This window comes from Flavobacterium sp. WV_118_3 (assembly GCF_039778605.1).
Lineage (GTDB): Bacteria > Bacteroidota > Bacteroidia > Flavobacteriales > Flavobacteriaceae > Flavobacterium.
In genome coordinates this window covers 488,384-515,344 of the sequence record NZ_CP156060.1, presented here as the reverse complement: position 1 = coordinate 515,344, position 26,961 = coordinate 488,384, and the positions used below count along the sequence as shown (strand labels likewise).

Annotated in this window: 27 protein-coding genes; 6 read left to right on the top strand and 21 right to left on the bottom strand. The window is 39.1% G+C overall.

The window, feature by feature from the left end; translation table 11 throughout:
* Positions 1 to 203: 203 nt before the first annotated feature.
* On the top strand, positions 204 to 1,637 hold the full coding sequence (locus tag ABFU83_RS02410; protein ID WP_347068629.1) for a hypothetical protein: 1,434 nt from the start codon (positions 204 to 206) through the stop codon (positions 1,635 to 1,637).
* A 29-nt stretch (positions 1,638 to 1,666) separates the two neighbouring features.
* Positions 1,667 to 3,589, top strand: a complete 1,923-nt coding sequence (locus ABFU83_RS02405) for an amidohydrolase family protein (protein WP_347068627.1) — start codon at positions 1,667 to 1,669, stop codon at positions 3,587 to 3,589.
* 58 nt (positions 3,590 to 3,647) lie between these two features.
* Here ABFU83_RS02405 and ABFU83_RS02400 read toward each other — a convergent pair whose 3' ends face one another.
* From ABFU83_RS02400 to ABFU83_RS02390, 3 genes are all read right to left on the bottom strand, one after another.
* Positions 3,648 to 4,334, bottom strand: a complete 687-nt coding sequence (locus tag ABFU83_RS02400; protein WP_347068625.1) for a hypothetical protein — start codon at positions 4,332 to 4,334, stop codon at positions 3,648 to 3,650.
* Between the two features lie 137 nt (positions 4,335 to 4,471).
* Positions 4,472 to 4,768 carry a DUF721 domain-containing protein gene (locus ABFU83_RS02395; RefSeq protein WP_136403289.1) on the bottom strand — a complete coding sequence of 99 codons (297 nt, stop codon included), beginning with the start codon at positions 4,766 to 4,768 and terminating at the stop codon, positions 4,472 to 4,474.
* Positions 4,769 to 4,772: 4 nt separating this feature from the next.
* Entirely contained in the window at positions 4,773 to 5,192 is a 420-nt protein-coding gene (locus tag ABFU83_RS02390) for a lipocalin family protein (protein ID WP_347068623.1), read from the bottom strand.
* A gap of 120 nt (positions 5,193 to 5,312) precedes the next feature.
* Here ABFU83_RS02390 and ABFU83_RS02385 point away from each other — a divergent pair, with 120 nt between their 5' ends.
* Positions 5,313 to 6,404 carry a serine hydrolase gene (locus tag ABFU83_RS02385; protein ID WP_347068622.1) on the top strand — a complete coding sequence of 364 codons (1,092 nt, stop codon included), beginning with the start codon at positions 5,313 to 5,315 and terminating at the stop codon, positions 6,402 to 6,404.
* An 11-nt stretch (positions 6,405 to 6,415) separates the two neighbouring features.
* Here the strand turns inward: ABFU83_RS02385 and ABFU83_RS02380 are convergent, their stop codons facing one another.
* From ABFU83_RS02380 to ABFU83_RS02310, 15 genes are all read right to left on the bottom strand, one after another.
* The gene (locus tag ABFU83_RS02380; RefSeq protein ID WP_300484945.1) at positions 6,416 to 6,598 is read right to left on the bottom strand and encodes a hypothetical protein; all 183 of its coding nucleotides are present in this window, start codon (positions 6,596 to 6,598) and stop codon (positions 6,416 to 6,418) included.
* Between the two features lie 6 nt (positions 6,599 to 6,604).
* The gene (gene ftsY, locus ABFU83_RS02375) at positions 6,605 to 7,558 is read right to left on the bottom strand and encodes a signal recognition particle-docking protein FtsY (protein ID WP_347068619.1); all 954 of its coding nucleotides are present in this window, start codon (positions 7,556 to 7,558) and stop codon (positions 6,605 to 6,607) included.
* A gap of 148 nt (positions 7,559 to 7,706) precedes the next feature.
* The gene (locus ABFU83_RS02370) at positions 7,707 to 7,859 is read right to left on the bottom strand and encodes a DUF4295 domain-containing protein (protein ID WP_347068617.1); all 153 of its coding nucleotides are present in this window, start codon (positions 7,857 to 7,859) and stop codon (positions 7,707 to 7,709) included.
* Positions 7,860 to 7,868: 9 nt separating this feature from the next.
* Positions 7,869 to 8,051 carry a 50S ribosomal protein L33 gene (gene rpmG / locus ABFU83_RS02365; RefSeq protein ID WP_008253902.1) on the bottom strand — a complete coding sequence of 61 codons (183 nt, stop codon included), beginning with the start codon at positions 8,049 to 8,051 and terminating at the stop codon, positions 7,869 to 7,871.
* A 25-nt stretch (positions 8,052 to 8,076) separates the two neighbouring features.
* Positions 8,077 to 8,313, bottom strand: coding sequence for a 50S ribosomal protein L28 (gene rpmB / locus ABFU83_RS02360; RefSeq protein WP_136403294.1), 237 nt, complete (start codon positions 8,311 to 8,313; stop codon positions 8,077 to 8,079).
* A gap of 79 nt (positions 8,314 to 8,392) precedes the next feature.
* Complete coding sequence (locus ABFU83_RS02355; protein WP_347068613.1) at positions 8,393 to 9,640, bottom strand: competence/damage-inducible protein A; 1,248 nt, start codon at positions 9,638 to 9,640, stop codon at positions 8,393 to 8,395.
* A gap of 66 nt (positions 9,641 to 9,706) precedes the next feature.
* The gene (locus ABFU83_RS02350) at positions 9,707 to 10,051 is read right to left on the bottom strand and encodes a histidine kinase (RefSeq protein WP_347068612.1); all 345 of its coding nucleotides are present in this window, start codon (positions 10,049 to 10,051) and stop codon (positions 9,707 to 9,709) included.
* Entirely contained in the window at positions 10,051 to 10,662 is a 612-nt protein-coding gene (locus ABFU83_RS02345; RefSeq protein ID WP_347068610.1) for a fumarylacetoacetate hydrolase family protein, read from the bottom strand. Before ABFU83_RS02345 ends, ABFU83_RS02350 begins: the two co-directional genes overlap by 1 nt.
* Positions 10,663 to 10,680: 18 nt before the next feature.
* Positions 10,681 to 11,457 carry a 3'-5' exonuclease gene (locus tag ABFU83_RS02340; RefSeq protein WP_136403298.1) on the bottom strand — a complete coding sequence of 259 codons (777 nt, stop codon included), beginning with the start codon at positions 11,455 to 11,457 and terminating at the stop codon, positions 10,681 to 10,683.
* Between the two features lie 164 nt (positions 11,458 to 11,621).
* On the bottom strand, positions 11,622 to 12,785 hold the full coding sequence (locus tag ABFU83_RS02335) for a WG repeat-containing protein (protein WP_347068607.1): 1,164 nt from the start codon (positions 12,783 to 12,785) through the stop codon (positions 11,622 to 11,624).
* A 242-nt stretch (positions 12,786 to 13,027) separates the two neighbouring features.
* Positions 13,028 to 14,188 (bottom strand): WG repeat-containing protein, encoded by a 1,161-nt coding sequence (locus ABFU83_RS02330; protein WP_347068605.1) that lies wholly within the window; start codon positions 14,186 to 14,188, stop codon positions 13,028 to 13,030.
* A gap of 215 nt (positions 14,189 to 14,403) precedes the next feature.
* Positions 14,404 to 15,825 (bottom strand): RtcB family protein, encoded by a 1,422-nt coding sequence (locus ABFU83_RS02325; RefSeq protein ID WP_347068603.1) that lies wholly within the window; start codon positions 15,823 to 15,825, stop codon positions 14,404 to 14,406.
* On the bottom strand, positions 15,825 to 16,886 hold the full coding sequence (locus tag ABFU83_RS02320) for a nucleotidyltransferase domain-containing protein (protein ID WP_347068601.1): 1,062 nt from the start codon (positions 16,884 to 16,886) through the stop codon (positions 15,825 to 15,827). Before ABFU83_RS02320 ends, ABFU83_RS02325 begins: the two co-directional genes overlap by 1 nt.
* Positions 16,843 to 17,643: a nucleotidyltransferase domain-containing protein gene (locus ABFU83_RS02315; RefSeq protein ID WP_347068599.1), complete on the bottom strand. Its 801-nt coding sequence runs from the start codon at positions 17,641 to 17,643 to the stop codon at positions 16,843 to 16,845. Before ABFU83_RS02315 ends, ABFU83_RS02320 begins: the two co-directional genes overlap by 44 nt.
* A gap of 652 nt (positions 17,644 to 18,295) precedes the next feature.
* The gene (locus ABFU83_RS02310; RefSeq protein WP_347068598.1) at positions 18,296 to 19,813 is read right to left on the bottom strand and encodes a TROVE domain-containing protein; all 1,518 of its coding nucleotides are present in this window, start codon (positions 19,811 to 19,813) and stop codon (positions 18,296 to 18,298) included.
* Positions 19,814 to 20,100: 287 nt separating this feature from the next.
* Between ABFU83_RS02310 and ABFU83_RS02305 the strand changes: the two genes are divergently transcribed.
* Positions 20,101 to 21,114 carry a WYL domain-containing protein gene (locus ABFU83_RS02305; protein WP_347068596.1) on the top strand — a complete coding sequence of 338 codons (1,014 nt, stop codon included), beginning with the start codon at positions 20,101 to 20,103 and terminating at the stop codon, positions 21,112 to 21,114.
* 48 nt (positions 21,115 to 21,162) lie between these two features.
* Here ABFU83_RS02305 and ABFU83_RS02300 read toward each other — a convergent pair whose 3' ends face one another.
* From ABFU83_RS02300 to ABFU83_RS02290, 3 genes are all read right to left on the bottom strand, one after another.
* Entirely contained in the window at positions 21,163 to 22,467 is a 1,305-nt protein-coding gene (locus ABFU83_RS02300; RefSeq protein ID WP_347068595.1) for a dihydrolipoamide acetyltransferase family protein, read from the bottom strand.
* 83 nt (positions 22,468 to 22,550) lie between these two features.
* Positions 22,551 to 23,714 (bottom strand): glycosyltransferase family 2 protein, encoded by a 1,164-nt coding sequence (locus ABFU83_RS02295; protein ID WP_347068593.1) that lies wholly within the window; start codon positions 23,712 to 23,714, stop codon positions 22,551 to 22,553.
* Between the two features lie 60 nt (positions 23,715 to 23,774).
* Positions 23,775 to 24,161 (bottom strand): hypothetical protein, encoded by a 387-nt coding sequence (locus ABFU83_RS02290; protein ID WP_347068592.1) that lies wholly within the window; start codon positions 24,159 to 24,161, stop codon positions 23,775 to 23,777.
* A 130-nt stretch (positions 24,162 to 24,291) separates the two neighbouring features.
* Here ABFU83_RS02290 and ABFU83_RS02285 point away from each other — a divergent pair, with 130 nt between their 5' ends.
* Both ABFU83_RS02285 and ABFU83_RS02280 read left to right on the top strand, forming a co-directional pair.
* Positions 24,292 to 26,148: an ABC-F family ATP-binding cassette domain-containing protein gene (locus tag ABFU83_RS02285; protein ID WP_347068590.1), complete on the top strand. Its 1,857-nt coding sequence runs from the start codon at positions 24,292 to 24,294 to the stop codon at positions 26,146 to 26,148.
* A gap of 13 nt (positions 26,149 to 26,161) precedes the next feature.
* Positions 26,162 to 26,935, top strand: coding sequence for a class I SAM-dependent methyltransferase (locus tag ABFU83_RS02280; protein ID WP_347070193.1), 774 nt, complete (start codon positions 26,162 to 26,164; stop codon positions 26,933 to 26,935).
* Positions 26,936 to 26,961 lie beyond the last annotated feature (26 nt).

Genomic DNA, 26,961 nt, shown 5'->3' with positions numbered 1-26,961 from the left:
TTCTGTCCGGTTTTAAAAACGCGTAATTATACGCTATTATAGATTTTACCAAGCCCCTAAATTTACAAAACGCCTTATACCTAAATCCAAATCAACACAAGTTGCAAATTTAACATCAGAAAAAAATTGCAATTTGATTCTAATTTAACATAAGGTAATTCAACAAAAACAGCATATAAATACGAACCAAATCTACAACAAACATGAAACGACTACTACCCCTTAAAACCATTTCATTTGGTATTCTGGTTGCTCTGACAGCTACCAGTCTGGCCATTTCCTGCAAAAAGAACACCACTCCGGATGCCGGATTATTAGGTGCCGCTCCCATCATTAAACCGCAGGAATTCCCGGACGACTTAAACTTGCCGGGTTTTAAATTTCCACAGGACTCTACCACAATTTACGGTTGGCTTAACAAACAGGATTCGGCCAGTATCGCCCAACATGCCTGGGGTATCTGGGCTGGTTTAACCTCCAAATCCGGACAGGTTTTTAACGGTGATTCGCTATTGGTATTTGAAACCTGGATGAGCGTAAAAGAATTGGCACAAATGGCCGCCGACGGTAACAAAGAAGGCGGATGCTTTCAGATTAAAAAAGAGCGTAGTGCTCTGGAAGTACCCAAACAGTTAATCCACGGGCAATTATTTGGTAAACGAAATGCCGTGCTCGATACGGTTTCCAATGTTTTCGAAACGGTTTCCTACAACCCGGCAGCAGCTTGTTATTCGACACAAAATTTAATTTTCAACCAATCAACACTAAACAAATACCAGGTTAAAGACGGTATCGGTAACATTCCACCATTTCCATCGGCTGGTATCACCACCAAACCTACTTATTTTGCCGGTGGTGCTGATGCAAACGGTTTTATCCGCGTACCGGTATGGCCAGGCGATCCAAAACCAGCTAAAGCATTTGGATATCAAGACTGGCAAACCTACGTTTATGTTGACACCAACAACAAACAGGATAAAAACAAAACCATCGTACCCGTTACCGGTTCCAATCCGACACCTGCTCAAATTGCAGCAGCCAGTTGTAACCTAAACGAATTTATTAACGATCAGGCCGATGCGAGAATGGCCGCCTATCTGAACGCCAACCAGAAAAACAACAAACGCAAATACAAAGCCGGCGATTATATCCTATTGGTAGCGATGCACGTTGGAACCAAAGAAATCAGCAACTGGACCTGGCAAACCTATTTCTGGAGCTATAATCGTGACAATCCGTTTTTCCCAAGTTCGGCTTTCAATGCAAAACTACGTCCAAGTATCATCAAAGGAGCGGCGGCCAACTATGCCGTGTCGACCTCCTATGCCATGGTATGGCCCAACCAGCCCATTACCGGCGGAACCAACAAAGGCGTACGAAGCATCATTTCGTTCAACCCGTATCTGGAAGGCTCTTTTGGTCCAAACGTATTTACCGGCAGCAACAACCAGTTAAATCCAAATTACCAATATGGTGTACAAACCAACTGTATGAGCTGTCACGCCCTGGCATCGGTTACCGGAGCTGTTTATACTGCTGATCAATATATCGATATGAAGGACATGAGTCGTTTCCGTAATCAAACATTATTAGACTTTGCCTGGTCGATTCAGAGTAACATCAATACCGACAAATAACATCACGATAATCCCTAAATCTCAATAGTATGCACGATCACGATCACATTCACCACGGTTGTACCCATTGCGGTTGTAACAATCCGGTTTTAAAGATTCTGGAAAAAGAACTTTCCTCTTCGGAGATTATCACAAAATTATCGGAGCACAAAACCCCATTTACCGATCATACGGAAGAATCCGTATTGTTTCACGGCGGTACCATTCGTCCTTTGGTAGACGGAAAAATGGATACGGTAGAAGCCATCGGATTTCACAAAGGGAAAGTCGTTGCTTCCGGTTCGATGTTACACGTAACAGAAGCCATGATCAAAACAGGACATCTTTTTCAAACCCGAAAACTAGACAAGGGTCACACCTTACTTCCGGGACTGATCGAACCACACGTTCACTTAGTTCCTTCGGCCATATTGGGTAGCTGGCTGGATTTAAGTCCTTATAACGGCCAATTTCTAAAGGACGGCTACAACACTCAATGGTTACAAAAACAGCTGGACGACTACCAAAACGATCCTAAAAACAAAGAAAATCTTAACAAAAATAATTATTGGATTTTGGGTTGTAATCTTGATCCGGCCTTTATGCCGTTTGAGAAAAGTCATACGCCGGGAACTTTAAACAAACTGGTTACGTTCGATTATCAATTTCTGGATAACATCGTACCGGATTATCCGGTATTTATCATGAGTGCCTCGATGCATACGGCCTATGTAAACTCGTTGACACTCCGTATTATTTTCGATCTAAACAAAAGCATACGTGATCAATACAAAACATTCGAGAATTACCAGCAAACCACAAACGGACAATTACAGGAAACCGAAGAAATCGGTCCGGCTTTAAAATGTATGCCGATCCGCCAGGTAGCTGAATTTGCTCTCGGTTCATTTAAACATTTAGAAGAATTGTTTGATACTGCTGTTCAACGTGGCGTTACGTTTATGTATGATGCCGGAATGACATCGGTACAAGAGCTTATCTTAAAATTATATCTGGATTTCCATCAAAAGAAAGTCCGTATTGGTGTGGCACAAACCTGTTTAACGTTGGATGATGCTAAAAAACTACCGCCTTTTACGCCGATAAAAGAGTACAAAGATCTGTATTCGGGTAGTGTTAAAATCATTTCCGACGGTTCGAATCAGGGCTTAACCGGATACCAATCGGAGCCCTATTGTTGTTATCCAGCCGATAATCTTGGCGTGTTTAATTTCCCGGAAGATAAAGAGCATCCGCATCCGGACGAGCCGACACAAACCTATCTTGACATTGTAAAAACGGTTGTAGCAGAAAAAGAATGGCCGTTAATGATCCATGCCAATGGAGACATGGCTGTAAAATTCGCGATCGAAGTATACGATGCCGCCTTTAAAGCCAAAAAAGTAGCCGACCGTCGTCACCGTATTGAACACTGTTCTATTTTGGAACCATCACAGATCCAGCAAATGAAAGATCTTGGTATTGTACCGAGTTTCCTGATCGGGCATGTAGGTTATTACGGTTATCCGTTTAAAGAAGCCATTTTTGAAGATAAAGCAGAAAAACTGGATTTGTGTCGTTCGTCGCTTGACGCCGGATTACGTATTTCGCTACATACCGATTATTCCGTAAGTCCAATCGGGCCCTTACGAATGATGGAGCAAGCGATTACCCGTATGATGGAAGCCGCACCGGACGATTATCCGAACAAAGTATTAAACGAAAAAGAATGTCTTACTCCGGAACAGGCGTTGCTTTCGGTAACCTATGATGCAGCGTGGCAATGTCATGCCGAACAGTGGACCGGTTCGCTACAGGATGGCTATTTCGCCGATTTCGTGATTCTGGAACAGGATCCGTTAACAATGAAAACGTATTATAAAGAACTGCGTAAAGTTCCGGTTTTGGAAACCTGGAAAGGCGGCGTAAAAGTGTATCATAACACCGATATTGTCGTTCCCGAAACGGTATAACATTTTTAAAAAGTGGAAAAGCAGGACGATTGTCCTGCTTTTTTTGTTTTTATAATATTTACAAATCTGATGGAAAACGATAATCTATATTTTCTTTAAGCTTCTCATTTCCTATTTTTAAACGTTCTAGCTCTAATTGATTACGCGTTTTTCGTTCATCATAATTTAACTCTTTCATTTTTGACTCGTATGTCATTTCTAATTCACGTCTCTTTCTTTGTTCTTCATACTCAGCCTTTTTTTCTTCATAATCGAATTCCAATCGACGTCTATCCCTCTCAATATCAAACTCATACATTGATTTATCTCTTTCTAATTCCATTTCTTTACTCTTCTTTTGCATATCATTATCAAGGGAATATTTCAACTTAAGACTTTCAACACGCAATTCAGCATCAATGAGAGCTATTTTTTTAGTAGTATATTCGGTATCCGTCTTTAGTTGATTTGATTTTCTTTCACCATTAGCACGATATTGCAATATTTGAATACCAAGCAGCAACCATGGAAAAATTAATAAGTATACAAAACTAAAAAGTAATGGGAATAATATAAGTGAATCTGAATTAGAATAATTCAATTCTATGTACTTTATCTTTTCTTCAATTTTTTTATCGCTAAATAATATAATAAATATTATTTTCCAATTACAAACTAACCATGCTACTGTAAATGTTCCTATTATTGGATTTGAAAGACGTTCATCAATACTTTTTTTGAAAGATGGTATTAGTTCTTTAAGCATATCCCCATATTTAAAAATATCGCAAATATAACCAAAATAAACAGTTCAAAATCGCAATTTAAACCTTAAAAAACAAGATGAATATTAAAAAAAATTCACTTAAAAGTCTATAAGAAACAGAATAAATTATTTAACCATTACCGCAACACAATATCCTTCACCAAATCCCGGCGCAACTCTTCGTTGATCATCTTAACGATCTTTTCTTTACCGTAGCTTAATTCTTCGCGTAATACCGCAGAAGACAAGGCCACATAGAGCGTAGTTCCTTTTAGCATGATTTCCGTAGTATAATTATTCACCCCGTTACCCATCAGGTTTTTCCAGGCATCGCGAACGTCGATCTTGTCCATTCCGGCCTGTAATTTATGATCCTGAATAAACTGTTTTAGTACGTCAGATATCGGAGATTCTTCATTAAATCGTTTTGCCATGCTGTTATTTTATAGAAAATGAAGTCGCTTTTTTGTAGTGGTATTCCATATCGTGCTCGTTTTTAAGCACCAGTTCTTCATCGGTTATCTTGATCAATTCTTCCTTCCATTTGGCGTAGGCCGTAGTATACTTTAGGTAAACATGGTCGTCTTGTTTGATCACGGCAACTTTTTCGTCCAGTTCACTCACCAGATACGTTCCGTCCAATTGTGGCATTACCTTTTTACGGAATCCTTTATTGTCTTTGATTTCAAAATAATCGATAGTCGGATTGATCGAATACTCCTTACTGCTTCCGTCGGGCATAATGGCTTTTTCAATTTCCCAATATCCGTTGATTTTGGCTAGCGCCGCATCATCGATTTTTTTATGACAAGCCGTAAAAGTAAGGCTAAACAGTACTACCGCAATTATTTTTTTCATGGCACAAACATTTTTACAAATTTACCTTTTAAAACGGGACAAACGAAACTTTAGAACAAAAAAACCAGTAGCTTTAAACCATTTAACAAACGTATAGTCCAAATAGAAATACGATCCCATATGAAACGAATATTCCTCTCGGCAATAACCCTTTTAACAATAGCCAGTTGCAGTTCCGAAAACGAAACGTCCAGCGGTTCCACTCCGGTAACACCTACGGAAAGTATGTATTTTCCACCGATCGGCTCCGGGAGTACCACCTGGGAAACGCGCAGTATTTCAGATTTAGGATGGCATACCAATGCCGTACAACCCTTATTGGATTATCTGGAACAAAAGCACAGCAAGTCCTTTATTGTTTTGGTAAACGGGAGGATTGTTATGGAAAATTATTTTAACGGCCATACCGCCAATAGTTATTGGTATTGGGCCAGTGCCGGAAAAACCTTAACCTCGACAATGACCGGGATTGCGCAACAGGAAGGCCTACTCAATATCAACAACAAAGTTTCCGATTATCTCGGTAACGGATGGACAAGTGCTCCTTTAGCGAAAGAAAATTTGATCAAGTGTAAAAACCTATTGACAATGACTTCCGGACTGGATGATGCCAGTAACGGCGATTGCGTCACACCGGCCTGTTTGACCTATTTGTCAGATGCTGGCACACGTTGGGCGTACGATAATGTGTATGTTAAACTTCAGGATGTAGTCGCTACTGTAGCACAAACATCATTCTCCAATTATTTTAATAGTCGACTACGGGATAAAATCGGAATGAACGGTATTTGGACGAATACATCCGATGGCCTAAGTGTCTATTCCAGTAATTCCAGAAGTATGGCGCGTTTTGGCTTGTTGATCCTAAACAAAGGGAAATGGGACAACCAGCAGATTCTAAACGAAAACTACTGGAACGAAGCGACAAACACTTCTCAAAACATCAACCTAGCGTATGGTTATTTATGGTGGCTCAACGGAAAGTCGAGTTATCATTTACCACAAAGTCAATATCAGTTTTCGGGCAGTATTATCCCTTCAGCACCATCGGATATGTATATGGCATTGGGTAAGAATGATCAGAAAATCTATATTATACCAAGTAAGAAAATGGTGATCATCCGTATGGGAGATGCGGCCGATGGCAGCAATATGGCCTTATCGGATTTTGACGAAGTACTCTGGCAAAAAATAAAGGCGTTATATGAATAACGCCTTTATTTTTATTTTTTATTGAAGTATCTGATAATTGCTACAATCAGCAATACAAAACTTGTTAATCGCAATGCCAGAAAAATACCGGGAAACGGTTTTTCTAAAAAGATAGCCAGAATTCCCAAAACAACACTTATGATCACCATTTTAAGCGGTGACAGGTTTTTAAAAAAAGCGATTACGTTGTTCATTAGCTTTTATTTGAAAAAGGAATCTACAAATTCAAATTTATTGAAGACCTGAAGATCTTCGATGCCTTCACCTACTCCGATATATTTTACCGGTATCTGGAACTGATCGGAAATTCCAATCACCACACCACCTTTAGCCGTACCGTCAAGTTTGGTCACCGCCAGACAGGAAACTTCTGTAGCTGCTGTAAATTGTTTGGCTTGCTCGAATGCATTTTGTCCGGTCGAACCATCCAACACCAATAATACATCGTGTGGTGCATCATCCTGTACTTTTTGCATTACGCGTTTTACTTTTGTCAGCTCATTCATTAAACCAACTTTATTGTGCAAACGGCCCGCTGTATCGATGATCACTACGTCAGCACCTTGAGAAACCGCCGATTGTAAGGTATCAAAAGCTACCGATGCCGGATCGCTTCCCATTTGTTGTCTTACGATAGGCACCCCAACACGGTCGGCCCAGATTTGAAGCTGATCAATAGCTGCTGCACGGAACGTATCCGCTGCACCTAAGACCACTTTATGTCCGGCTTTTTTAAACTGATAGGCCAATTTACCGATGGTTGTTGTTTTTCCAACACCATTCACCCCCACCACCATGATTACATACGGCTTTTTGTTGGCCGGGATTTCAAATTCACTGGCTTCACCGGAATTGGTTTCCGATAATAGTCCAGCGATTTCTTCGCGTAGAATACCATTTAATTCATCCGTGCCAAGATATTTGTCCCGTGATACACGGGCTTCGATTCTTTCGATAATTTTCAGGGTTGTATTCACCCCAACATCAGACGAAACCAGGATTTCTTCCAGGTTATCCAAAACCTCATCATCTACTTTTGATTTTCCGGCTACGGCTTTGGTCAGCTTTGAAAAGAACGATGTTTTCGTTTTTTCCAATCCTTTATCCAGGGTTTCTTTTTTCTCTGATGAAAATATTTTTTTAAAGAAATTCATTCGGTTATTTTACAATTAAATTACGATTTAGAAACGTAAATCTGATCGTTCCGAAAAAACGATCCTTCTTACAATTCTTACGACAAATATAAAAATAAAAAAGCTACTTCCATACGAAAGTAGCTTTTCTATAAATTGTATACTGGAATTATTTCTTTTTTAAGAATTCATCCACTTCTTCAGGAGACATTACAGACTCAACGAAAGTATAAGCACCTGATTTAGGTGATTTTACCATCTTGATAGCCTTAGTTAATCTTTTTGAAGCTGTTTGTAAAGTTGCTACGGTTTTCTTTGCCATGACTTACGATTATTTAATTTCTTTATGAACAGTTACTCTCTTCAAAATTGGATTGAACTTTTTAATCTCTAATCTGTCTGGAGTATTTTTTTTGTTTTTAGTAGTAATGTATCTTGAAGTTCCTGGAACACCAGAAGTCTTATGCTCAGTACATTCTAAAATTACCTGAATTCTATTACCTTTCTTTGCCATCTTGATCTATATTATTTAGGTGGGATTATTTTACAAATCCATTAGCTTTGGCTTGTTTCAAAACCGCAGCAATACCATTTTTATTAATTGTTTTTAAAGCAGCAGTAGATACTCGTAAAGTAACCCATCTGTCTTCTTCAGGAATGTAGAAACGTTTCTTAACTAAGTTAACGCTAAATTTTCTTTTGGTTTTATTCATAGCGTGAGAAACATTGTTTCCTACCATCGCTCTCTTACCTGTAAGTTCACAAACTCTTGACATTATACTTATCTTTATATTCGTTATTCAAAATCAGGGTGCAAAGTAACAAAAAAGAAACCTATTTCACAAACTATTTTGATTAGTTTTTTAAAATTTCTTTATAAATTTTTTCCAGAGCTTTGTTTACCGCCCTGTCTATAACCTTTTCGCGGGGTTGACCAAAGTTAAATTCTTCACTATAAATCCCTTCAGGAGTAGCAATCGCGATAAAAACCGTACCGACACCGGCATCAGAATCTCCTTTGGCCGGACCGGCATTTCCTGTAGTTGCAATGGCATAATCCACACCGAGTATTTTTTGCACACGTGATGCCATTTCTTCGGCCACTTCGGTACTTACAACCGAGTGCTTTTCGATAATCTCCGACGGAATTCCCAGCAGGTTTATTTTAGTTTCGGTGGCATAGCTTACAATACTGCCTTTAAAATAGGCCGACGAACCCGGAACCGATGTAATCGTTGCCGCTACACTTCCCCCGGTACAACTTTCGGCTGTCCCGATAGTTAGTCCTTTTTCCGTAAGTAATTGTCCCAATACAACCTCCAACGTTTCCTCGTCGTCATAACCGACAATATCGTTTTTGATGATCAATTCGAGTTTTTCTACCTGAATTTTAATTTCCCGATGCAATACAAACTCATCGATCCCCATAGCCGAAAGACGCAGGCGAACCCGTCCCGGACTTGGCAGATAGGCCAGTTTAATAAATTCCGGAAGTGCATTTTCCCAGCTTTCGATTCGCTCCGCCAGAAGACTCTCCCCAACGCCGTAGGTAAGAATTGTTTTATGAACGATATACGGTCTGTCGAAACGGTTAATCAACCTTGGAATCACTTCGTTTTCCATCAGGTATTTCATTTCGTACGGAACGCCCGGTAACGATATAAAAACGGTTCCGTTACGTTCCATCCACATTCCGGGTGCGGTTCCGACTTTATTAAAAAGCACAGTACTTTTGGACGGTACCAATGCCTGATCTTTATTGATCTGTGAAGCCGGTCGGTTAAATGCTTTTTCGATTATTTCCACTACATGAGCCAACACTGCTTCATTGACCACCAATTCGTCGCCGAAATAGTCACAAAGTGTCTTTTTGGTAATATCGTCCTTGGTTGGTCCTAAACCACCGGTAATGATCACCACATCGACTTTACTTTCCTGTTCCGAAAGCGTATCCAGAATATGCTGTCGATCGTCGGAAACGGATTGCATTTCATGTACTTTAATTCCGATTTTTTCGAGTGTTTTGGCAATAAAGGACGAATTGGTATCCACAATCTGACCGATAAGGATTTCGTCTCCGATGGTAATAATGCTGGCTTTCATTTTTTTTAACTGTAAAAGAACAAAGGCAAACCATTTCGTTCTGGTTTGCCTTTTTCCGGACGATGCCTATAGATTATAGTCTTTTTTAATTTCTTTTAAAGTATTCTCAACATGTTCTTTTAAACTTTTGAATACTTCTTTTATTTCTTTCTTTTTCCCTTGCGATTTGGTCCACTCCATGATATGAAGGTTTTCGTCATAAGCCAGATCCATTCCCATCAGATCCAGCGTTGGCTTGATCTTATGGGAAGCACTGTAGGTTTTGTCAAAGTCTTTTTCTTCGATTCCTTCTTTTATGATTCGGATTTCATTAGGAATTTCCGACACAAACAGTTGGATAATTTGTTGCGCAAACTCGGCATCATTATCCGAAATCTCGTAAACTTTAGATAAGTTATAATGTATTGCCATTATTTTACCTGTATTCTAAACAATTGTTTTCCTTCTATAAATCCTTCCAGTACGTCATTCGGATTCACCTTAGCCACGCCGGCCGGTGTACCTGTAAAAATAACATCACCGGTTTTAAGTGTAAAATATTGGGACACATACGCAATCAATTCATCGATTTTCCATAGCATATGACTTGTATTTCCCTTTTGCACTGTCTGACCGTTACTGGTTAATTCAAATGTAATATTTTCCAATGAATTAAATTCATTTTTTGGCAAAAAATCACCGATAACCGCCGAACCATCGAAGGCCTTAGCTTTTTCCCACGGAAGGCCTTTTTCTTTTAACCGGGATTGCAGATCACGAGCCGTAAAATCGATTCCCAGTCCGATTTCGTCATAATATTTATGTGCGAATTTCGGTTCGATATACTTCCCTACTTTATTGATTTTCACAAGAATCTCCACTTCGTGATGTACGTCATTTGAAAACTCAGGGATTACAAACGGGGCTTGTTTTATCAAAATAGCAGAATCCGGTTTTAGAAAAATCACCGGTTCGTCCGGGCGTTCATTTTGCAATTCTGCGATATGCTCGGTATAATTTCTACCAATACAGATAATCTTCATAAGTAGCGCTGCGTAGGTTTAACTTAATTTATTATTGAGTTTTCTCAACTTAATCCCGGTCAGTACTTTTTTGGTATACAACGGGAAATCGGCATTTTGAATCCAGCCAAAATAACCCGGTTCTTTATCAAATACCTCATCGACCAACACCCCTTTGTGTTTTCCAAAAGTAAAAATTTCCTGTCCTTCTGCATTTAATGCGATAAAACCGGCAAAATCAACTGATTTTTTACGGGTTGTAAATTCCGAAAGTGTTTTCATATCGTTTTCCAATTCCGGATAACGATCCAACTGTGCTTTTAATATTTCGTATGTTGCCATCGTATCGGCTTCTGCACTATGCGCATTGTCCAACGTCTGACCGCAATAGAATTTATAGGCTGCGCTTAACGTCCGTTCTTCCATTTTATGAAAAATCGTTTGTACGTCGACCGACACTCTGTTTTTCATATCAAAATCCACTTCGGCGCGAAGCAATTCCTCTGCCAATAACGGAATATCAAAACGATCGGAATTAAAACCGGCCAGATCAGAATCCTTGATCATATTGTGAATCTGTGTCGACAACTGTTTAAACGTTGGCTCATTAGCCACTTTTTCATCCGAAATCCCGTGAATCGCAGTCGAATGCGGTGGAATAGGCATTTCCGGATTTACCAGCCAGGTCTTACTTTCTTTATTTCCGTTCGGATATACTTTAAATATCGATATTTCCACTATTCGGTCTTTTGCCACATCAATTCCAGTCGTTTCAAGGTCAAAAAAGCAAATAGGTCTGTTTAATTTAAGTTCCATTTTATTGATTTGAATAGCTACAAATATAACGGTTTTGGAAAGACACCAAAAGTATTATAACAAAAAAGACCGGCTCCAAATAAATTTTGCCGGTCTTTTATTTTACGCTTCGCGCCTACGTAAGTTGGCCGTTTTGATATAAATTGTATCGCCTTATTTCTTTATTAATTTTTGAAATACTCCACTCCATTTTCACCCAGCAATCCTTTTTTACCGGCTTCGGTAGTCACTTCAAACAAACCAAACTGCCAATGCTTATTTACCGGAATAGCATTTAAGATTTTGATTTTCTTATATTTTGGCTTAACGGGCTTATAAATTGAATTTAAAACAAATAGTCCTTTTTTAGTATCCTTTTCAAGAATACAAATGCCATCCCATCGTTCTTTAATAGCATCATATTCATACGCCAACAGCACTTTGCCGGTTTCGTCTATTAATCCCATTTTACCGTTCTTTTTCATCAGGAACGTAGCATACCCCTGATTCGATCGAACCATTTCGATTTTATCGTCACTTTTAAAAATGATTTTATCTTTATCCATAGCATACACCCCATATCCTTCCTTCATTTTTATAATGATCATATTGCCTGAAACACTCACTATTTCACCGTAAGTATTTTCTATTCTTTTATAATTATTTTGCTTAGCCTCCCGCTCACTTTCAGTTGTATGAATCGAACGAATAACAGGTGCGTTATACCATTCCGGCAGTTCCTTCGCAACAACCCTGTCATCGGTAAAATCGACGCCTTTACCCTCCCAATAACTTTTTTCATCTTTGGCTATCCAGTAAAATTTGTCGTTATTTTCATCTTTATTTTGTTCCCAAGGCCAATCTATAGCGCTATATTCAATTGGTATAATCCATTTTCCTTTTGAGTTGATCAACCCTTTTTTAGTCCCTTTTCTCACCTGATAACTTTCATTGGAAACAGACGACACCTCATCATATTCAACAGGTATAAAAACGTTAAAATCCCTGATAACTCCCATCTTATTATTCTTATACGCAAAAATATCATTTGAAAAAAGAGACATCCTTACCGAATCCAAATTCATTTCCGCGAGTAGCTTTTTCCTATATTGATCAATAATTGAAATTTTGCCATTTTTTTTAATCACATATTTTCCTTTAAAATCCGGTGGCGTTATCACAAAATCCACCATACCGGCTGTAAAGGGTTTTACCTTTACAGCTCCCAAAGTATCACAAAGCCCCCAAAGATTACCATCCCGATACGGCAACAACAATTCGTTCTTTTTAGTATGCTGCGAAAAGACCGTCGTAACACTTACTAAAAAAAGTACATAAAATGCTTTCATAAATAGTTCTAATAAGTCGGTAAAACTACTGAAATATCTGACACCAATCTGATTTTAAAATAATCCCCCTTTTTCGTTACTCCCAGAGCCAAATCGTATTTCACGCCACGTTCTTTCTTATCCGGCTCTTTTCAGTTATCAAAACCCGGGAGGAAATCATAAAAAAAGCCCCGAAAAATCAATTTCAGGGCTCTTATTTTACATTTTATCACTGCTTAATGGTTATCGCCACGCCGTTTATCTTAATTTTTAAAATATTCTACGCCGTTTTCACCCAACAATCCTTTTTTACCGGTTGTCGTTGTCACTTCAAACAGACCAAACTTCCAACTCTCACTTACCGGAACCGCTTCTAAAATTTTTATTTCCTTATATTTTGGTTGAACCGGTTTGTAGATCGAATTTAATACAAACAGACCTTTTTTATGATCCTTTTTAAGTATACAAACCCCATCCCAAAATTTATCCTCAATAGCATCATATTCATAATCCAACAACATCTTACCCGTTTCATCAATCAACCCCATTTTACCATTCTTTTTCATCAGAAACGTAGCATACCCATGATTCGATTGGAACATTTCGATCTTATCATCACTTTTAACAATGAATTTATCCTGATTCACATCAAACACACCATAGCCCTCACTTATTTTCACAAGATACATATTGTTTGAAGAAGCAAGTATTTTACCATATTTTTCTTCTACTCTTTTACGATCATTTTCTTCTTCCTCCGTTACCATTCTTTTAACCAAACCCGAAGAAGATACACTGTACCACTCCGGCGTTTCCTCTCCCAAAACGATACTGTCGGCAAAATCAACTTCGTTTTTCTCTCCATTACTTTTTTCATTTCTGGCTACCCAGTAAAATTTGTCGTTATTTTCATCTTGATTCTTATCCCAGGAGTCATATACCTCAGTATATGCAGTTGGAATAACCCGTTTCCCTTTTGAGTTGATCAATCCTTTTTTACCTCCCTTTTCCACTCTATAACTTTCATTGGCCGCAAACGTTATGTCGTCATATTGAACCGGAATAAACATTTTAAAATTCCGGATCACACCCATCTTATTATTTTTATAGGCAAAAATATCCTTTGAAAAAAGAAACATTTCTACCGAATCCAAATCCATTTGCGCCAACAAGGTTCTTTTATGCTGATCGATAATTGAAATTTTTCCGTTTTTCCGAATCACATATTTCCCTTTAAAGTTTGGTGGCGTGGTTTGAAAATTCTTCATACCGGTTGTAAAAGGTTTTACTTTTACCTTACCTAAAGTATCGCAAAGCCCCCAAAGATTGCCATCACGATACGGCAACAACAATTGGTTCTTTTTAGTGTTCTGGGAAAAAACCATCGTAACACTTAATAAAAAAAGGAAACAAAATGCTTTCATAAATAATAGTTATTAGGTCGATAAAATCACTGAAATATCTGACACAAATATAATTTTAAAACCATTCTAATATCATTTTTTTTATCCAATTCACACAAAAACCGACTCCTGTTTTACACCCCTCTTTTTTGCCATCCGAATAGTTCTCAATTCCCTAAATCCGAGCAAAAAACAATAAACAAAAGCCCCGAAAAATAAACTTCGAGGCTTTTGTTTTAATCTTCGTGACTACCGTCATCGGCCATTCGGACCAACTTTGGTGTAAACTTCGCCACCACATCAATCAGTTCTTGTTGTGCTTCCATCACCACAGTGATATCTTTATAGGCCATTGGCGCCTCGTCTCTTCCGGCACCGACAAGCGTTACCCCGTGTTCTTTTAACACCTCACGCATATCGGCTTTGGTAATAGTTTTCACCGCCTGCGTACGGCTCATCTGTCTTCCAGCACCATGTGAAGCCGAATGAATCGCTTCCGATTCTCCTTTTCCGCGCACCAAAAAACCGGGAGCTGTCATCGAACCCGGAATGATTCCCATCACTCCTTTTCCGGCTGGCGTGGCACCTTTTCGGTGAACAATAACCTCTTCGCCATTCCAAATTTCTTTCCATGCAAAATTATGATGGTTTTCCACCTTTGCTAAAAGTGTCCCTCCAAGTGCTTTTTGCATCTTTTCGTGAATCACCTGATGACAAGCCGAAGCATAATCGCCAGCCAAATTCATCGCCAACCAATATTCCATTCCTTCCTGCGAATCCATATTCAGATACGCCAGATTGGCTGCTTCCTGCGGCAACTTACATATTTTTTTGGCCAGCTGCGTATAATGTCCGGCTATCGTGGCCCCCATCCCTCTTGATCCGGAATGCGTTAACAAAGCCACATATCTTCCTTTATCAATATTCAACACCTCATCACGTTGTTCGAATTCAATGATTCCGAATTCCACAAAGTGATTTCCTCCACCGGATGTTCCCAATTGCGACCAGGCTTTATCCTGCAACTTTTTAATAAACGGTGTCAGGTTAAACTCGTCTCGGTCGAGAATATCATGTTGCGTTTTATGTTGCCCGTGATACCCATGTCCGGCGCCAAATTTTGTATTGGCAATTAACTCTCTTTTGTATTTCGCCAGATTCTCATAAAAATGCGTTTCCGGAATATCATAGATCGACAACGCCATACGACAACCGATATCCACTCCGACACCATACGGAATAATCGCATTTTTTGTTGCCAGAACACCACCAATCGGTAATCCGTACCCCTGATGTGCATCGGGCATTAAAGCACCAGCAACCGTAACCGGTAACCGCATCGCTACTCGCATCTGATTTTGAGCGCCTTCTTCAATATGCTCTGCTCCGAATACCCGGTATTCTTTTCCGGTTTCCAACAACGGTATTGTTTCATCAACCGGAGCATTGGCCAACTCTATTAACTTTATAGCCAATTCCTCCCATGTTGCATCGTCCAGGTATCGTTCCGGATGCTCTTTTATATTTTTCAACAACGCTAACATCGCAATCTTATCCTGACCGAACTGTTTTGCTGCTATTTTTAATGCCAATCCTAAAATGGCATTTTCGCTATATCCAACCGCTATTAAATCGGTTCCTGTAATTTTTGTTTCCATTATCTATTGTATAATTCTTCCCGCATTTCCATCAAAAGCATTTCCGCTTTTTCGATATCGGGAAAATCATTTAAATCACTTTCGTTATACTTACTTTCAATACGCTCCAGTATATTTTCAGCTAGTAGCAGCAGTTCTTCATAACTTTTTTCTCCTGCTTTAATAGCCAGCAAAGCTTCCCGGTTTTTGCGTCTGATATTGAGTTTTCCGGTTTCCATGAGTTCATCAGCTACTTCCAACAATCGTATGGTATGCATCATATTTTTGGAATCGTATCCGCCCTGATGTTTTTCATTTACGGCATAACGCTCCTGATTACGCTTTTCAACCCATTCCCAATAGGCATTATAATCCTTACAATAGGACGAATAACTTTCTGTATTAAAACACAAATATACTTGTACTACTTCACCTTCATCCACCGATGACAAACTCACCTCGTTGGAATGCTTATTTTTCTGTACTCCTTTATAACTTTTTATTCCGGTTTGATCATAAAACAAAGCATACATTCCCTTTGCATGCGGTAGTTTTACCAATCCGCAGCGTTCTTGTTCATATCCCTGTGCTGCAATCCAATCCCGAAACGGAACCGCATCGTAATTTTGCAAAACAAAACAGAAATCCTGCACTTCCTTTTTTTCCTTCGGAAAAGGATTTACTATTTTCTTTTTCAATCCTTTCGCCTTACGGATCTGTGTTACCGCATAACCGGAAAAAGTATCTTTTGTTTGTTTCGACAGAAACATTTCGATTGTAAGCCGTTCCATAATCGGATGCTTAAACAACACACAATCTTCCGGTGTCGCCAATAATTCCAATATATTTGGGTTGTTTTTTAAAAGCAATTCTACAAATCTACCCAATTCATAATACACTTCATCATTGGTTTCATTCTGAACCTGTGCTACATGTTGCAATCCGAAGAACTGTTCTTTAGGAAGATAAAATACACCTTTCAGATCGGTATCCGATTCCGGCATATCCAAACCATAGGCTTTACTACCGCTGACACATTCAAACAGCAGCAGTCCTTTTTCTTTTATTTCCTGTATTGTCATAACGTTTTAGCATGGTTTGAAAAAAGGCATCCAGACTTTCGGTTTCGAATATATCTTTTCCGACCGATTTTACGGCTTCTGTTGTTTTTTCAAAAGTTGTTTTTATAAAATCACTTAGTTCCTCGGTTATCATAACCTTATCGGCTTCTTTTGCAGTTTCTTTTTGTTTGATCAATTTCAATATTGTTGTTTTCACTTTAGCCTCATCCGGCAATACGGTCAATAGTTTTTCCATTGTCATCGGTGCTATCGTTTCTTTTTCGACACACCATTTGGCCGCCAATAAAGGGCGAAGGATGTAAAACAACTTTTTGATTTTTATTTCATTACCTTCCTCCATCGTCAACAGTGCACTTTTAGCGATTCCCAAATAATGAAACGCATTACTCCTTTCACTAAAAAAACCTTGCGACAACTGCCATAGCGTTTCACGAAATCCTTTTTCTTCGCAATAGACTTCCGGTGATTGCAACCATTCGAATATTGTTGTGTTGGATTTATTCATGAGTTGCAATACTTTTTTCAAATCCCAACCATACACATCCAGTTCGTCCGTTATCGGAAATGATAAATGTCCATCTACCTCTTTAACCGATAAATAATCATTTACATTACGTATATAGACGAATCGTACATCATAATCGCTATCCGGAGAAGGAAATCCCCAGGCGCGGCTTCCGGATTCGTAGGCAAACACTATTTTTATACCGTTTGCCCTTTCTATTTCTTTTAATTTTTCTGCTATTATTGTTTTCATTTTTAAGCTTTTTATAAAACCGGGTAACAAGCAAAAAGAGTACTAGAGTGTGCTACCATTATACTATCTGTACTGACAAGTACAGTGTCGGAATCGAACCGACTCTACCCGACCCCTAATCGAAGTAACTCTTTTTTTTACGACACCGGTATTTTTGTTTTAATTGTAAAGAGGCAATATTGGTAAAGTGATCAGTCCTTTTAATTGTACGAAGTAACACTTTAGTACGGCACTCTTTGTGTAAGCGTGACAAGCAACAAATGACTTTCGGGACTCGAACCCAATTTAATCTACCAACGAAGTAACATTTGTTTACGACAACCTACGAAACAGAAGCTACATTCGAAAAAAGTACCGGGGCTGTCATTGCCGGAATCGAACCGGATAGCCTTGCTGCTTTTACAACTTCGCTATTCCTCCCCTAAGTGGTGACGAAGTACCTTTTTTCTACGACATTCTGTTTTATTTTTAAACAGGGCAACTAGCAAAAAGAGCATATAATCCTGCTCTACCAACTGAGCTACATCTTAGCGATGGCGGGATTCGAACCCGCGACCCGGGCAGTCTAAATGCGAAGTAACTCTTTTTTACGACACCTGTTTTTTTATTTCTTTTATAACTCCCACGATGTTCTTAACCGTGGGAGTACCACCTACAACCCAATGGCATTGATTTTATCCAAGGCTGTTTCTTTGTTTTCCAAAGCATCTAAAAGATCAAATATTTTATCGGACCAACCGGCCATCAAATACACATCATTCTCTCGTACATCTATCGGTTGCTGACCGTATCCCGCCAAATCGAACAAATACAATTTTGCCTGTGGCGCAATTCGTTTGTACTTTTTCCAGGAACCGGCAAACGAATTAAAAGTCATTTTACTGTCCCACATCTGGACATCGGTAAAAAACATCACCTTGTCCACCTGCTGGTTTTTACGAATCAAATCTTCCAATACCAAATGTCCGTTCGTTGCATAACCTACTTCCCCCTCTCTCCTATAATATTCTTCCACATTGGCAAGTATGGCACTTTTTGACATATTGATTACTTTCCAGCTATCCCCAAACATCCCGCTGATTACATTTTTACAACGGGATTGCATTAACATTCCCAATACCAAACCGATATCATACAACAATATTTTACTTCGTGCCGAGATCGGTTTTTGCATGGATCCCGAAACATCACAAGCGATCACTACTGATGTATCGTAACCAAATCCGCGAATATTTTGCGCACTTATGGTAACCGCTTTTTCTAAAGCCTCCAAAATACTGGACGTAAACGGCGAACTAATTTGTTTCACTTCCCGATAGGCTGCCAAAAACCGAAAGGGCAATTGTTTGGAATTAATAACTGCTTTTTCATTCGTCAAATAATCACAAACCATAGCGATATGTTTTGCCGATACTTTTGCTTCGAGTATATTCCGAAGGTTTCGCATCAAAGCCATATAACCTACTTTACGGCTTTCGATCAATTCTTCCCATTTTAGGCCAAAAGCCATAGTACGAGCGTTTATATTTTCAAATTTTACCGTTCCTAAAACCGAAAGTTCCGTTTCCCATGTATAGGGAACTGCCAACGTATTGTTTACTATTTTATTAAATAACTCCTGTTGGTTTTGGTCTTTTGCTTTCGGGTGAACCAAAAACAAAGCATCTTTTAAAGTCACTTCCGTTTTCCGGTTGTATTTTGCAAACTGATATTCATCAAACGTATTGAACGATACTGCCAAACCTTTCTGAATTTGCTTTGAAAGTCGGTTTAATTTTTTGGTTTCTTTTCGTTCGTTGGCCAACTGATAATAGGCTAACAATTCCGAAATCTCATCTGCTCTTTTCACCACATTAGCAACTGCTTTGCTTACCGTTGCATTTCCGGAAGCCAATTTTGCTAATTCCACTGTCAATACCATCGGAACAGAACGCAAGTTCATTTCATTTCGAGCATATGCAGCTAATTTCGCTACAAATTCCGGATCGCATTTTGCCATTAATTCTTTAATTCGCTGCAATCGTTCCTCTTGCTTTTCATAAAAAGAATCACTTAATCCGGTTGTAACAACTGCGGTATACAATTCTTCTTCTGGCGACATTACGTAAGCCACAGCTCCTTCATTATTGATGATTCTTTTACTTTCTCTTTTTAATAAATTGAATTTCATCGTTTTACTTTTAGTTGTTACACTTCGTTTTTGTTACAGGATTGTTGTGTTATCCTGACATTGCAAAGATGGCCACCTAAGTACGCAACATAAATACGCAGTGAAATATTTTTTACAAATTATTTTTCAATTCATTAATTATCAAAATATTAAATGCTAAAAAAAACAGTTAACCCTATCAAAAACAAAAAACTACGCAAATACATTGCGCAATAAAAGCTATATTTGCTTTAAAATCAAAATCCAATTTGGTCATTATTTAACCAAACCACTAATTTCTTATTGAAATGGCTACAAACAAACTCGCTTTAATTCGCTATAAAACCATCGATAATTGCTTACGCAACCGATTCCGGAAGTGGACGTTGGACGATCTGATCGAAAAAGTAGCCGATGCCTTATATGAATATGAAGGTATCAGTACCGGTATCAGCAAAAGAACCATTCAGGGCGATATCCAGATGATGCGCAGTGATCGTTTGGGCTATAATGCACCGATTATAGTAACCGATCGAAAATATTATTCGTACGAAGACGAACAATTCAGTATTACCAACTCGCCGATTAATGATGCGGATATGGAAAAGATGAAAGAAATCGTTGCGCTTTTAAAACAGTTTAACGGGTTTAATTATTTTGATGAAATGAGTGGAATGATTGCACGTTTGGAGAACAATCTCTATAAATCGTCTGACAAAACCAAAAACTACATCCAATTTGAGAGCAATGCTCAATTAAAAGGAATTGAACATTTAACACCTATATACCAGGCCATTCTAAACCAGACACCCTTATTAATCGAATACCGTTCATTCAAAGCCAAAGAATCCCGACAGGATATCTACCATCCGTATCTTTTAAAAGAATACCGAAACCGATGGTTTTTAATTACGAAACCCAAAAAAGGAACGACTTTGGTTACGCTGGCACTGGATCGTATCGAGGCTTTTTATACCTTATCCAAAGAATTGTATATTCCTTACGAAGGCATTGATTTCGAACGCTACTTTGAAGACGCCATCGGCGTAACCAAAACCCAGAAAGACAGAGCACATCGGGTCATTTTACAATTCGACCCATATAATAGTCCGTATGTAAAAACCAAGCCGTTACATGCTTCACAGCAAATCCTTAGTGAAGATGAAAAAGGACTGATCATTCGTATAGATGTTGTTTTAAATTTTGAATTGGAACGGGAAATACTGGGTTTTGGAGAAAATGTAAAAGTATTGGCGCCAAAAATACTGGCACGAACCATCAAACGCCGATTGGAAAAAGCTAATCAACGCTATGACCAATAAAAAAGCCCCGAAAATAAATTTCGGGGCTTTTAGTATAATCGTATTTTATTAAATATCTCTGTTGATATCCCATGCTTCCAGGTAATCCGCAACGCGTTTTACGAAGCTTCCACCTAGCGCACCATCTACCACACGGTGGTCATAACTGTGCGACAAGAACATTTTCTGACGGATTCCGATAAAATCACCTGCCGGAGTTTCAATAACCGCCGGTACTTTTCGGATCGCACCCAACGCTAAGATACCCACTTGCGGCTGGTTGATGATTGGTGTACCAAAAACACTTCCAAAAGTTCCCACATTCGTTACCGTATAGGTTCCGCCTTGTGTATCGTCCGGTTTCAATTTACCTGCTTTTGCACGGTTTCCTAAATCGTTTACCGCTTTCGCCATTCCAACCAGATTTAACTGATCGGCATTTTTGATAACCGGAACAATAAGGTTTCCATTTGGTAAGGCTGCTGCCATACCTAAGTTAATATTTTTCTTTTTGATGATATAGTCACCTTCTACTGAAATGTTCATTCCCGGGAAGTCGCGTAATGCTTTTGCTACTGCTTCCATAAAGATTGGCGTAAACGTTAATTTTTCACCTTCTCGTTTTTCGAAAGCATTTTTAACTTTATCTCTCCATTTTACGATATTGGTTACATCCACTTCGATAAACGATTGTACGTGAGCCGAAGTTTGTTTGGACTGCACCATATAACCGGAGATCAGTTTACGCATTCTGTCCATTTCCACGATTTCGTCTCCACCGTTTACAGAAACCGGAACCGCTTTTGTAGCTGTTGCTGTCGGTTGTGGAGCTGCTGCTTTAGGTGCTTCCACCGCTGCAGGCGTCGCAACTGGCTGGCTACCTCTGTTTTTAACATACTCCAGGATATCGTTTTTCGTAACGCGTCCGTCTTTCCCGGTACCGTTAATTGCTTCTAATTCAGCAACCGATACGCCTTCTTCTTTAGCGATATTTTTCACTAATGGTGAGAAAAACTTATCCGATCCGGAAAAATCAGCAGGAGCCGAAACTGCAGCCGCTACTTCCACGGTTTTCGCTACTTCTGCCACAACAGCAGGAGTTGCTTCCGCTTTTGGAGCTGCTACCGCACCACCTTCTGTTTCGATAATGGCTATTGTCTGACCAACTTTTACCACATCGTCTACATTAAAAAGGATTTCCGTTAATGTCCCGGAAACCTCCGATGGCACTTCACTATCTACCTTATCCGTAGCGATTTCCAAAACCGCTTCATCTGCTTCGATAGTCTCACCTACGTTTTTCAACCAGTTGGTTATCGTTGCCTCAGCAACACTTTCTCCCATTTTGGGCAGTTTTAATTCAAACCTTGCCATATCTTTAAACTAAAGTTGTTTTTCTTTATTTGCTTTGCAAAATTAATATTTATTTCGATTTATTATTTCACAAAATGCAATTATTATTTAATTTTTACCACCTCACCCCGATCGTTACTACTATCACTTCCGATCCAGAATGAACTACCTTCCGGGATGATTCTATAGCGAAACTTCGCATCTTTATTACGCTCTAAAAAAGCGATGATGTCACGGAAACCAAAACTGTTATTATCCAACAGGACTTCAATTTGTTTCCCTTTTAAATCCGATTGCGAAAATAACGCATTTTCATTAATATCTTTATTCCAATAAAGCTTTTTTTGCAACTGCTCCGCTAATTTTTCCTTTAACGCCACATCGTTGGAAAACAAGCAATAGGCTTCCGTTTCCATCGGTTTTTTAACACCGGTCTGCTTTTTCTTAAACAACGCAAAAGCAAAAGTTCCGATTTCCATAAATACGGTAAAGAAAAGTGAGGCTTTAAAATGTTTCCGGTAAAAAAACTGCATGGCCTCCCGGAAACGCTTCATATACGTTCCATCTTTCACCGTGCTTTCACCTTTATAATGAATCACCGTGGTTTCGTTAAAATAATAGTTGGATTTTCCTGTTTTCAGTACCAGATACGATAAATCGATATCATCGGAATACATAAAACAATCCTCATCAAATCCACCGACTTCGAGGTACAGTTCGCGTTTTAGCACCATAAAAGCGCCGACAAGAATTGCCACTTTTCCGGTCTGATTTTCATTCAGATCCTGTGCATAGTATTGATTGAACAGTCCTGTTTTCGGAAAAAATTTATACAGACTTGTAATTTTAGTAAAAGCCACCCAGGGTGTTGGCACACCTCTTTTGGATTCCGGCAAAAAATTTCCGGTGCCATCGATTAATTTACAACCGATAATCCCCGAATCGGTTTGTTTTTGTGCAAAAGCAAGCACTTTTTCAAACGTATCTTCGGCCACTACCGTATCCGGATTCAGGATACAAACATACTCTCCTTTTGCCTGAGCAACACCTATATTGTTCCCTTTGGGAAACCCAAGATTATCCTGATTTGCAATAAGCATAACCTCCGGAAAACGTTCGCGCATCATGGCACAACTATCATCCGCGGAAGCATTATCCACGACAATAATTTCAGCCTCAATATTTTGCAATGCTTTTTGCACACTCAAAACGCATTGTTCCAAAAAATAGCGGACGTTGTAATTCAGAATAATAACCGATAACTGCATGCTACAAATATAAACAGTAAAAGTTCAAAATGATCCGGTATGTTTATCCGGGAATATTTTTTAACGTTTGCGCACGGCCACTCCATAAAAAACTTCCGAAGAATATACCTCTGGTTTTACATCGGTAAACAACAACCCTTTTTCTCTGGTTTGATATACTTTTTTAATTCCGATAATCGCATCGGCGCACTTACTTTGCGCGCCTTTTTTTAATTTAGTGATCAATTCTTTCTGTGGCGTATCCATAGCCCCTTCCACCTGAATGAGTCCGATTTTCACATAATCAAAATCAATTTTTTCACCTTCGAAAAACAAATCCACCTGTTCCGGCGGTGTTGTACAGACCTCAATTGTCTCTGTTAATGGCGTAAATGTCTCACCTACATACGTTCCATAACTACACGAATGCAGTAGTAGTGATCCGTTTATGATTACAAAAAATTTCATCAATCGTAACTTCATTATTCTCTTTCTTTAAAACGAGCCCAAAAGTAGCTCTTTTCCTATTTTATCATTCTAAAAAATTTCACAAATCGAAAATTATAAATAAAGCTTACTTTTGCAAAAAAGTACCGTCGTGAATTACCTATCTGTAGAAAATATTTCCAAGTCGTTTGGAGAACGCGTTTTATTTGAAAACCTTTCCTTTGGGATCAACAAAGACCAGAAAATTGCTTTTGTGGCCAAAAACGGAACCGGAAAGACTTCAATATTAAAAATCATTACCGGAGAAGACACGCCCGACAGCGGTCAGATCGTAATGCGGAAAGAAATCAAGATGGCTTTCTTATCACAGGAACCGAGTTTACAACAGGAACTAACGATTGAAGAAAGTATTTTCGCATCCGACAATGAGATACTAAAGGTAATCGAACAGTACGAAAAGGCACTTGAAAACCCGGAAGACGAGGAGGCCTACCAAAAAGCTTTCGACAGAATGGACTTGTACAATGCCTGGGATTTTGAAACCCAGTACAAACAAATCCTGTTTAAACTAAAACTGGAGGACCTAAAACTGAAAGTCAAAAACCTTTCCGGAGGACAGAAAAAACGTTTGGCCCTGGCCATTATTCTGATCAACAAACCGGATTTATTGATTCTCGATGAGCCTACCAACCATTTGGATCTGGAAATGATCGAATGGCTTGAAAATTATTTTGCCAAAGAAAACATCACCCTGTTTATGGTAACGCACGACCGTTTCTTTCTGGAACGCGTTTGTAACGAAATCATCGAACTGGACAACGGAAAACTATACCAATACAAAGGTAATTATTCCTATTATTTAGGTAAAAAAGAGGAACGAATTGCCTCCGAAAATGCCAGTATTGACAAAGCACAGAATCTTTTTGTAAAAGAACTCGACTGGATGCGTCGCCAGCCAAAAGCGCGTACCACCAAATCGAAATCAAGAATTGATGACTTTTACGATATCAAAGAAAAAGCCCAAAGTCGCCGCAAGGAAAACCAGGTCGAACTGGAAATCAATATGGAGCGTATGGGAAGTAAAATCATCGAACTACACAAAGTTTCTAAAAAATTCAACGATCGCGTGATCCTGGACGGTTACGACTATACATTTAACCGCGGTGAACGCATTGGAATTATCGGAAAAAACGGAACCGGTAAATCAACTTTTTTAAATATTTTAACCCAAACCATACAACCGGACAGCGGAAAAGTGGTGATTGGCGAAACGATAAAAGTGGGCTATTACACCCAAAGCGGTATCAATCCGAAACCGGAACAAAAGGTTATCGACATTATTAAAGAATATGGCGAATACATTCCATTGACCAAAGGACGTACCATTTCTGCCGGACAATTGTTGGAACGTTTCCTTTTTGACCGTAAAAAACAACACGATTATGTTGAAAAACTAAGTGGTGGCGAACTAAAACGTTTGTACCTATGTACCGTTTTGATTCAGAATCCGAATTTCCTGATTCTGGATGAACCTACAAACGATTTGGATATCGTAACCTTAAATGTACTCGAAAACTTCCTATTGGATTATCCGGGCTGTTTACTGGTGGTTTCACACGACCGTTACTTTATGGACAAAATCGTGGATCACTTGTTTGTATTCCGCGGACAAGGTATAATCGAGGATTTCCCTGGAAATTATTCCGATTTCAGATCGTACGAAGATAGTGCCGAACCCGAAAAAGAAGAAGCGAAAGAGAAAGTCAACTGGAAACAAGCTCAGGCAAAACAAGGACTTACATTTAACGAACAAAAAGAATTTCAGAAAATTGAACGCGAGATCAAAGATCTGGAATTTAAAAAAATTGAGATCGAAAAACTTTTCTCCGAGGGTAAAGTCGGCGACAATGATATTTCGGCCAAAGCCAACGAATTACAGCACATCATCACGCAATTGGAGGAAAAAGAAGAACGTTGGTTTGAACTGAGTGCTAAAATGGAATCTTAAACCGAAATCCATGATCACATATCCAATAACCGCCTACCTCAAATTCCTTTGGCATTCCAAAAACCAGCATGGTGTACATTCGCCTTTTGTGTTTCGTCTGGTTACCAAATGTTTTTACGATAAAAAAAAGAAACCGGAATACGCCACATTAGGGAATTACAGAAAAGCGCTTTTACACAATACCACCACGATTTCGGTAACCGATTTCGGAGCCGGATCGCGGGTATTTAAATCCGACAACCGATCCGTTGCCCGTATTGCCAAAAATGCCGGGATTTCAAAAAAAAGAGCCCGTTTGTTGTTCCGGTTAGTCCGTTATTTTCAACCGGAAAACATATTAGAGATCGGTACCTCGCTCGGATTGGCCACCGCTTCGCTGGCTTCAGGAAACGCCAAAGCAAGGATTACAACAATTGAAGGTTGTCCGGAAACGGCGCGTATCGCCCGAGAAAACTTGGCTACATTCAGTTACAACAACATCACTTCGGTTGTTTCGGAATTTCAAGTCTATCTCGATAGTACTCCAAATACAACCTACGATCTGATTTATTTTGACGGCAACCATCAAAAAGAAGCCACACTGCGATATTTCGACACCTTACTTCCCACGATAAGCAATGACACGCTTTGGATCTTCGACGACATCCATTGGTCGGCCGATATGGAAGCAGCCTGGCAAAAAATCAAAGCACATCCGCAGGTAACCGTTACGATCGACACCTTTCAATGGGGATTTGTTTTTTTCCGACGCGAACAGGAAAAAGAACATTTCATCATACGCGTTTGATCATTTCCTGTAACATTTCTAAAGTT

What these genes read in the sequence shown, in the direction of transcription:
- ABFU83_RS02355 (WP_347068613.1), bottom strand. Translation starts at nt 9,640, where the DNA reads ATGAAAGCCAGCATTATTACCATCGGAGACGAAATCCTTATCGGTCAG.
- ABFU83_RS02345 (WP_347068610.1), bottom strand. Translation starts at nt 10,662, where the DNA reads ATGAAGATTATCTGTATTGGTAGAAATTATACCGAGCATATCGCAGAA.
- ftsY (WP_347068619.1), bottom strand. Translation starts at nt 7,558, where the DNA reads ATGAATTTCTTTAAAAAAATATTTTCATCAGAGAAAAAAGAAACCCTG.
- ABFU83_RS02310 (WP_347068598.1), bottom strand. Translation starts at nt 19,813, where the DNA reads ATGAAATTCAATTTATTAAAAAGAGAAAGTAAAAGAATCATCAATAAT.
- ABFU83_RS02330 (WP_347068605.1), bottom strand. Translation starts at nt 14,188, where the DNA reads ATGAAAGCATTTTGTTTCCTTTTTTTATTAAGTGTTACGATGGTTTTT.
- ABFU83_RS02405 (WP_347068627.1), top strand. Translation starts at nt 1,667, where the DNA reads ATGCACGATCACGATCACATTCACCACGGTTGTACCCATTGCGGTTGT.
- ABFU83_RS02350 (WP_347068612.1), bottom strand. Translation starts at nt 10,051, where the DNA reads ATGGCAATACATTATAACTTATCTAAAGTTTACGAGATTTCGGATAAT.
- ABFU83_RS02290 (WP_347068592.1), bottom strand. Translation starts at nt 24,161, where the DNA reads ATGAAATTTTTTGTAATCATAAACGGATCACTACTACTGCATTCGTGT.
- rpmG (WP_008253902.1), bottom strand. Translation starts at nt 8,051, where the DNA reads ATGGCAAAGAAAGGTAATAGAATTCAGGTAATTTTAGAATGTACTGAG.
- ABFU83_RS02395 (WP_136403289.1), bottom strand. Translation starts at nt 4,768, where the DNA reads ATGGCAAAACGATTTAATGAAGAATCTCCGATATCTGACGTACTAAAA.
- ABFU83_RS02410 (WP_347068629.1), top strand. Translation starts at nt 204, where the DNA reads ATGAAACGACTACTACCCCTTAAAACCATTTCATTTGGTATTCTGGTT.
- ABFU83_RS02370 (WP_347068617.1), bottom strand. Translation starts at nt 7,859, where the DNA reads ATGGCAAAGAAAACCGTAGCAACTTTACAAACAGCTTCAAAAAGATTA.
- ABFU83_RS02335 (WP_347068607.1), bottom strand. Translation starts at nt 12,785, where the DNA reads ATGAAAGCATTTTATGTACTTTTTTTAGTAAGTGTTACGACGGTCTTT.
- ABFU83_RS02390 (WP_347068623.1), bottom strand. Translation starts at nt 5,192, where the DNA reads ATGAAAAAAATAATTGCGGTAGTACTGTTTAGCCTTACTTTTACGGCT.
- ABFU83_RS02380 (WP_300484945.1), bottom strand. Translation starts at nt 6,598, where the DNA reads ATGAACAACGTAATCGCTTTTTTTAAAAACCTGTCACCGCTTAAAATG.
- ABFU83_RS02315 (WP_347068599.1), bottom strand. Translation starts at nt 17,643, where the DNA reads ATGAAAACAATAATAGCAGAAAAATTAAAAGAAATAGAAAGGGCAAAC.
- ABFU83_RS02400 (WP_347068625.1), bottom strand. Translation starts at nt 4,334, where the DNA reads ATGCTTAAAGAACTAATACCATCTTTCAAAAAAAGTATTGATGAACGT.
- ABFU83_RS02305 (WP_347068596.1), top strand. Translation starts at nt 20,101, where the DNA reads ATGGCTACAAACAAACTCGCTTTAATTCGCTATAAAACCATCGATAAT.
- ABFU83_RS02340 (WP_136403298.1), bottom strand. Translation starts at nt 11,457, where the DNA reads ATGGAACTTAAATTAAACAGACCTATTTGCTTTTTTGACCTTGAAACG.
- ABFU83_RS02320 (WP_347068601.1), bottom strand. Translation starts at nt 16,886, where the DNA reads ATGACAATACAGGAAATAAAAGAAAAAGGACTGCTGCTGTTTGAATGT.
- ABFU83_RS02385 (WP_347068622.1), top strand. Translation starts at nt 5,313, where the DNA reads ATGAAACGAATATTCCTCTCGGCAATAACCCTTTTAACAATAGCCAGT.
- ABFU83_RS02295 (WP_347068593.1), bottom strand. Translation starts at nt 23,714, where the DNA reads ATGCAGTTATCGGTTATTATTCTGAATTACAACGTCCGCTATTTTTTG.
- rpmB (WP_136403294.1), bottom strand. Translation starts at nt 8,313, where the DNA reads ATGTCAAGAGTTTGTGAACTTACAGGTAAGAGAGCGATGGTAGGAAAC.
- ABFU83_RS02325 (WP_347068603.1), bottom strand. Translation starts at nt 15,825, where the DNA reads ATGGAAACAAAAATTACAGGAACCGATTTAATAGCGGTTGGATATAGC.
- ABFU83_RS02300 (WP_347068595.1), bottom strand. Translation starts at nt 22,467, where the DNA reads ATGGCAAGGTTTGAATTAAAACTGCCCAAAATGGGAGAAAGTGTTGCT.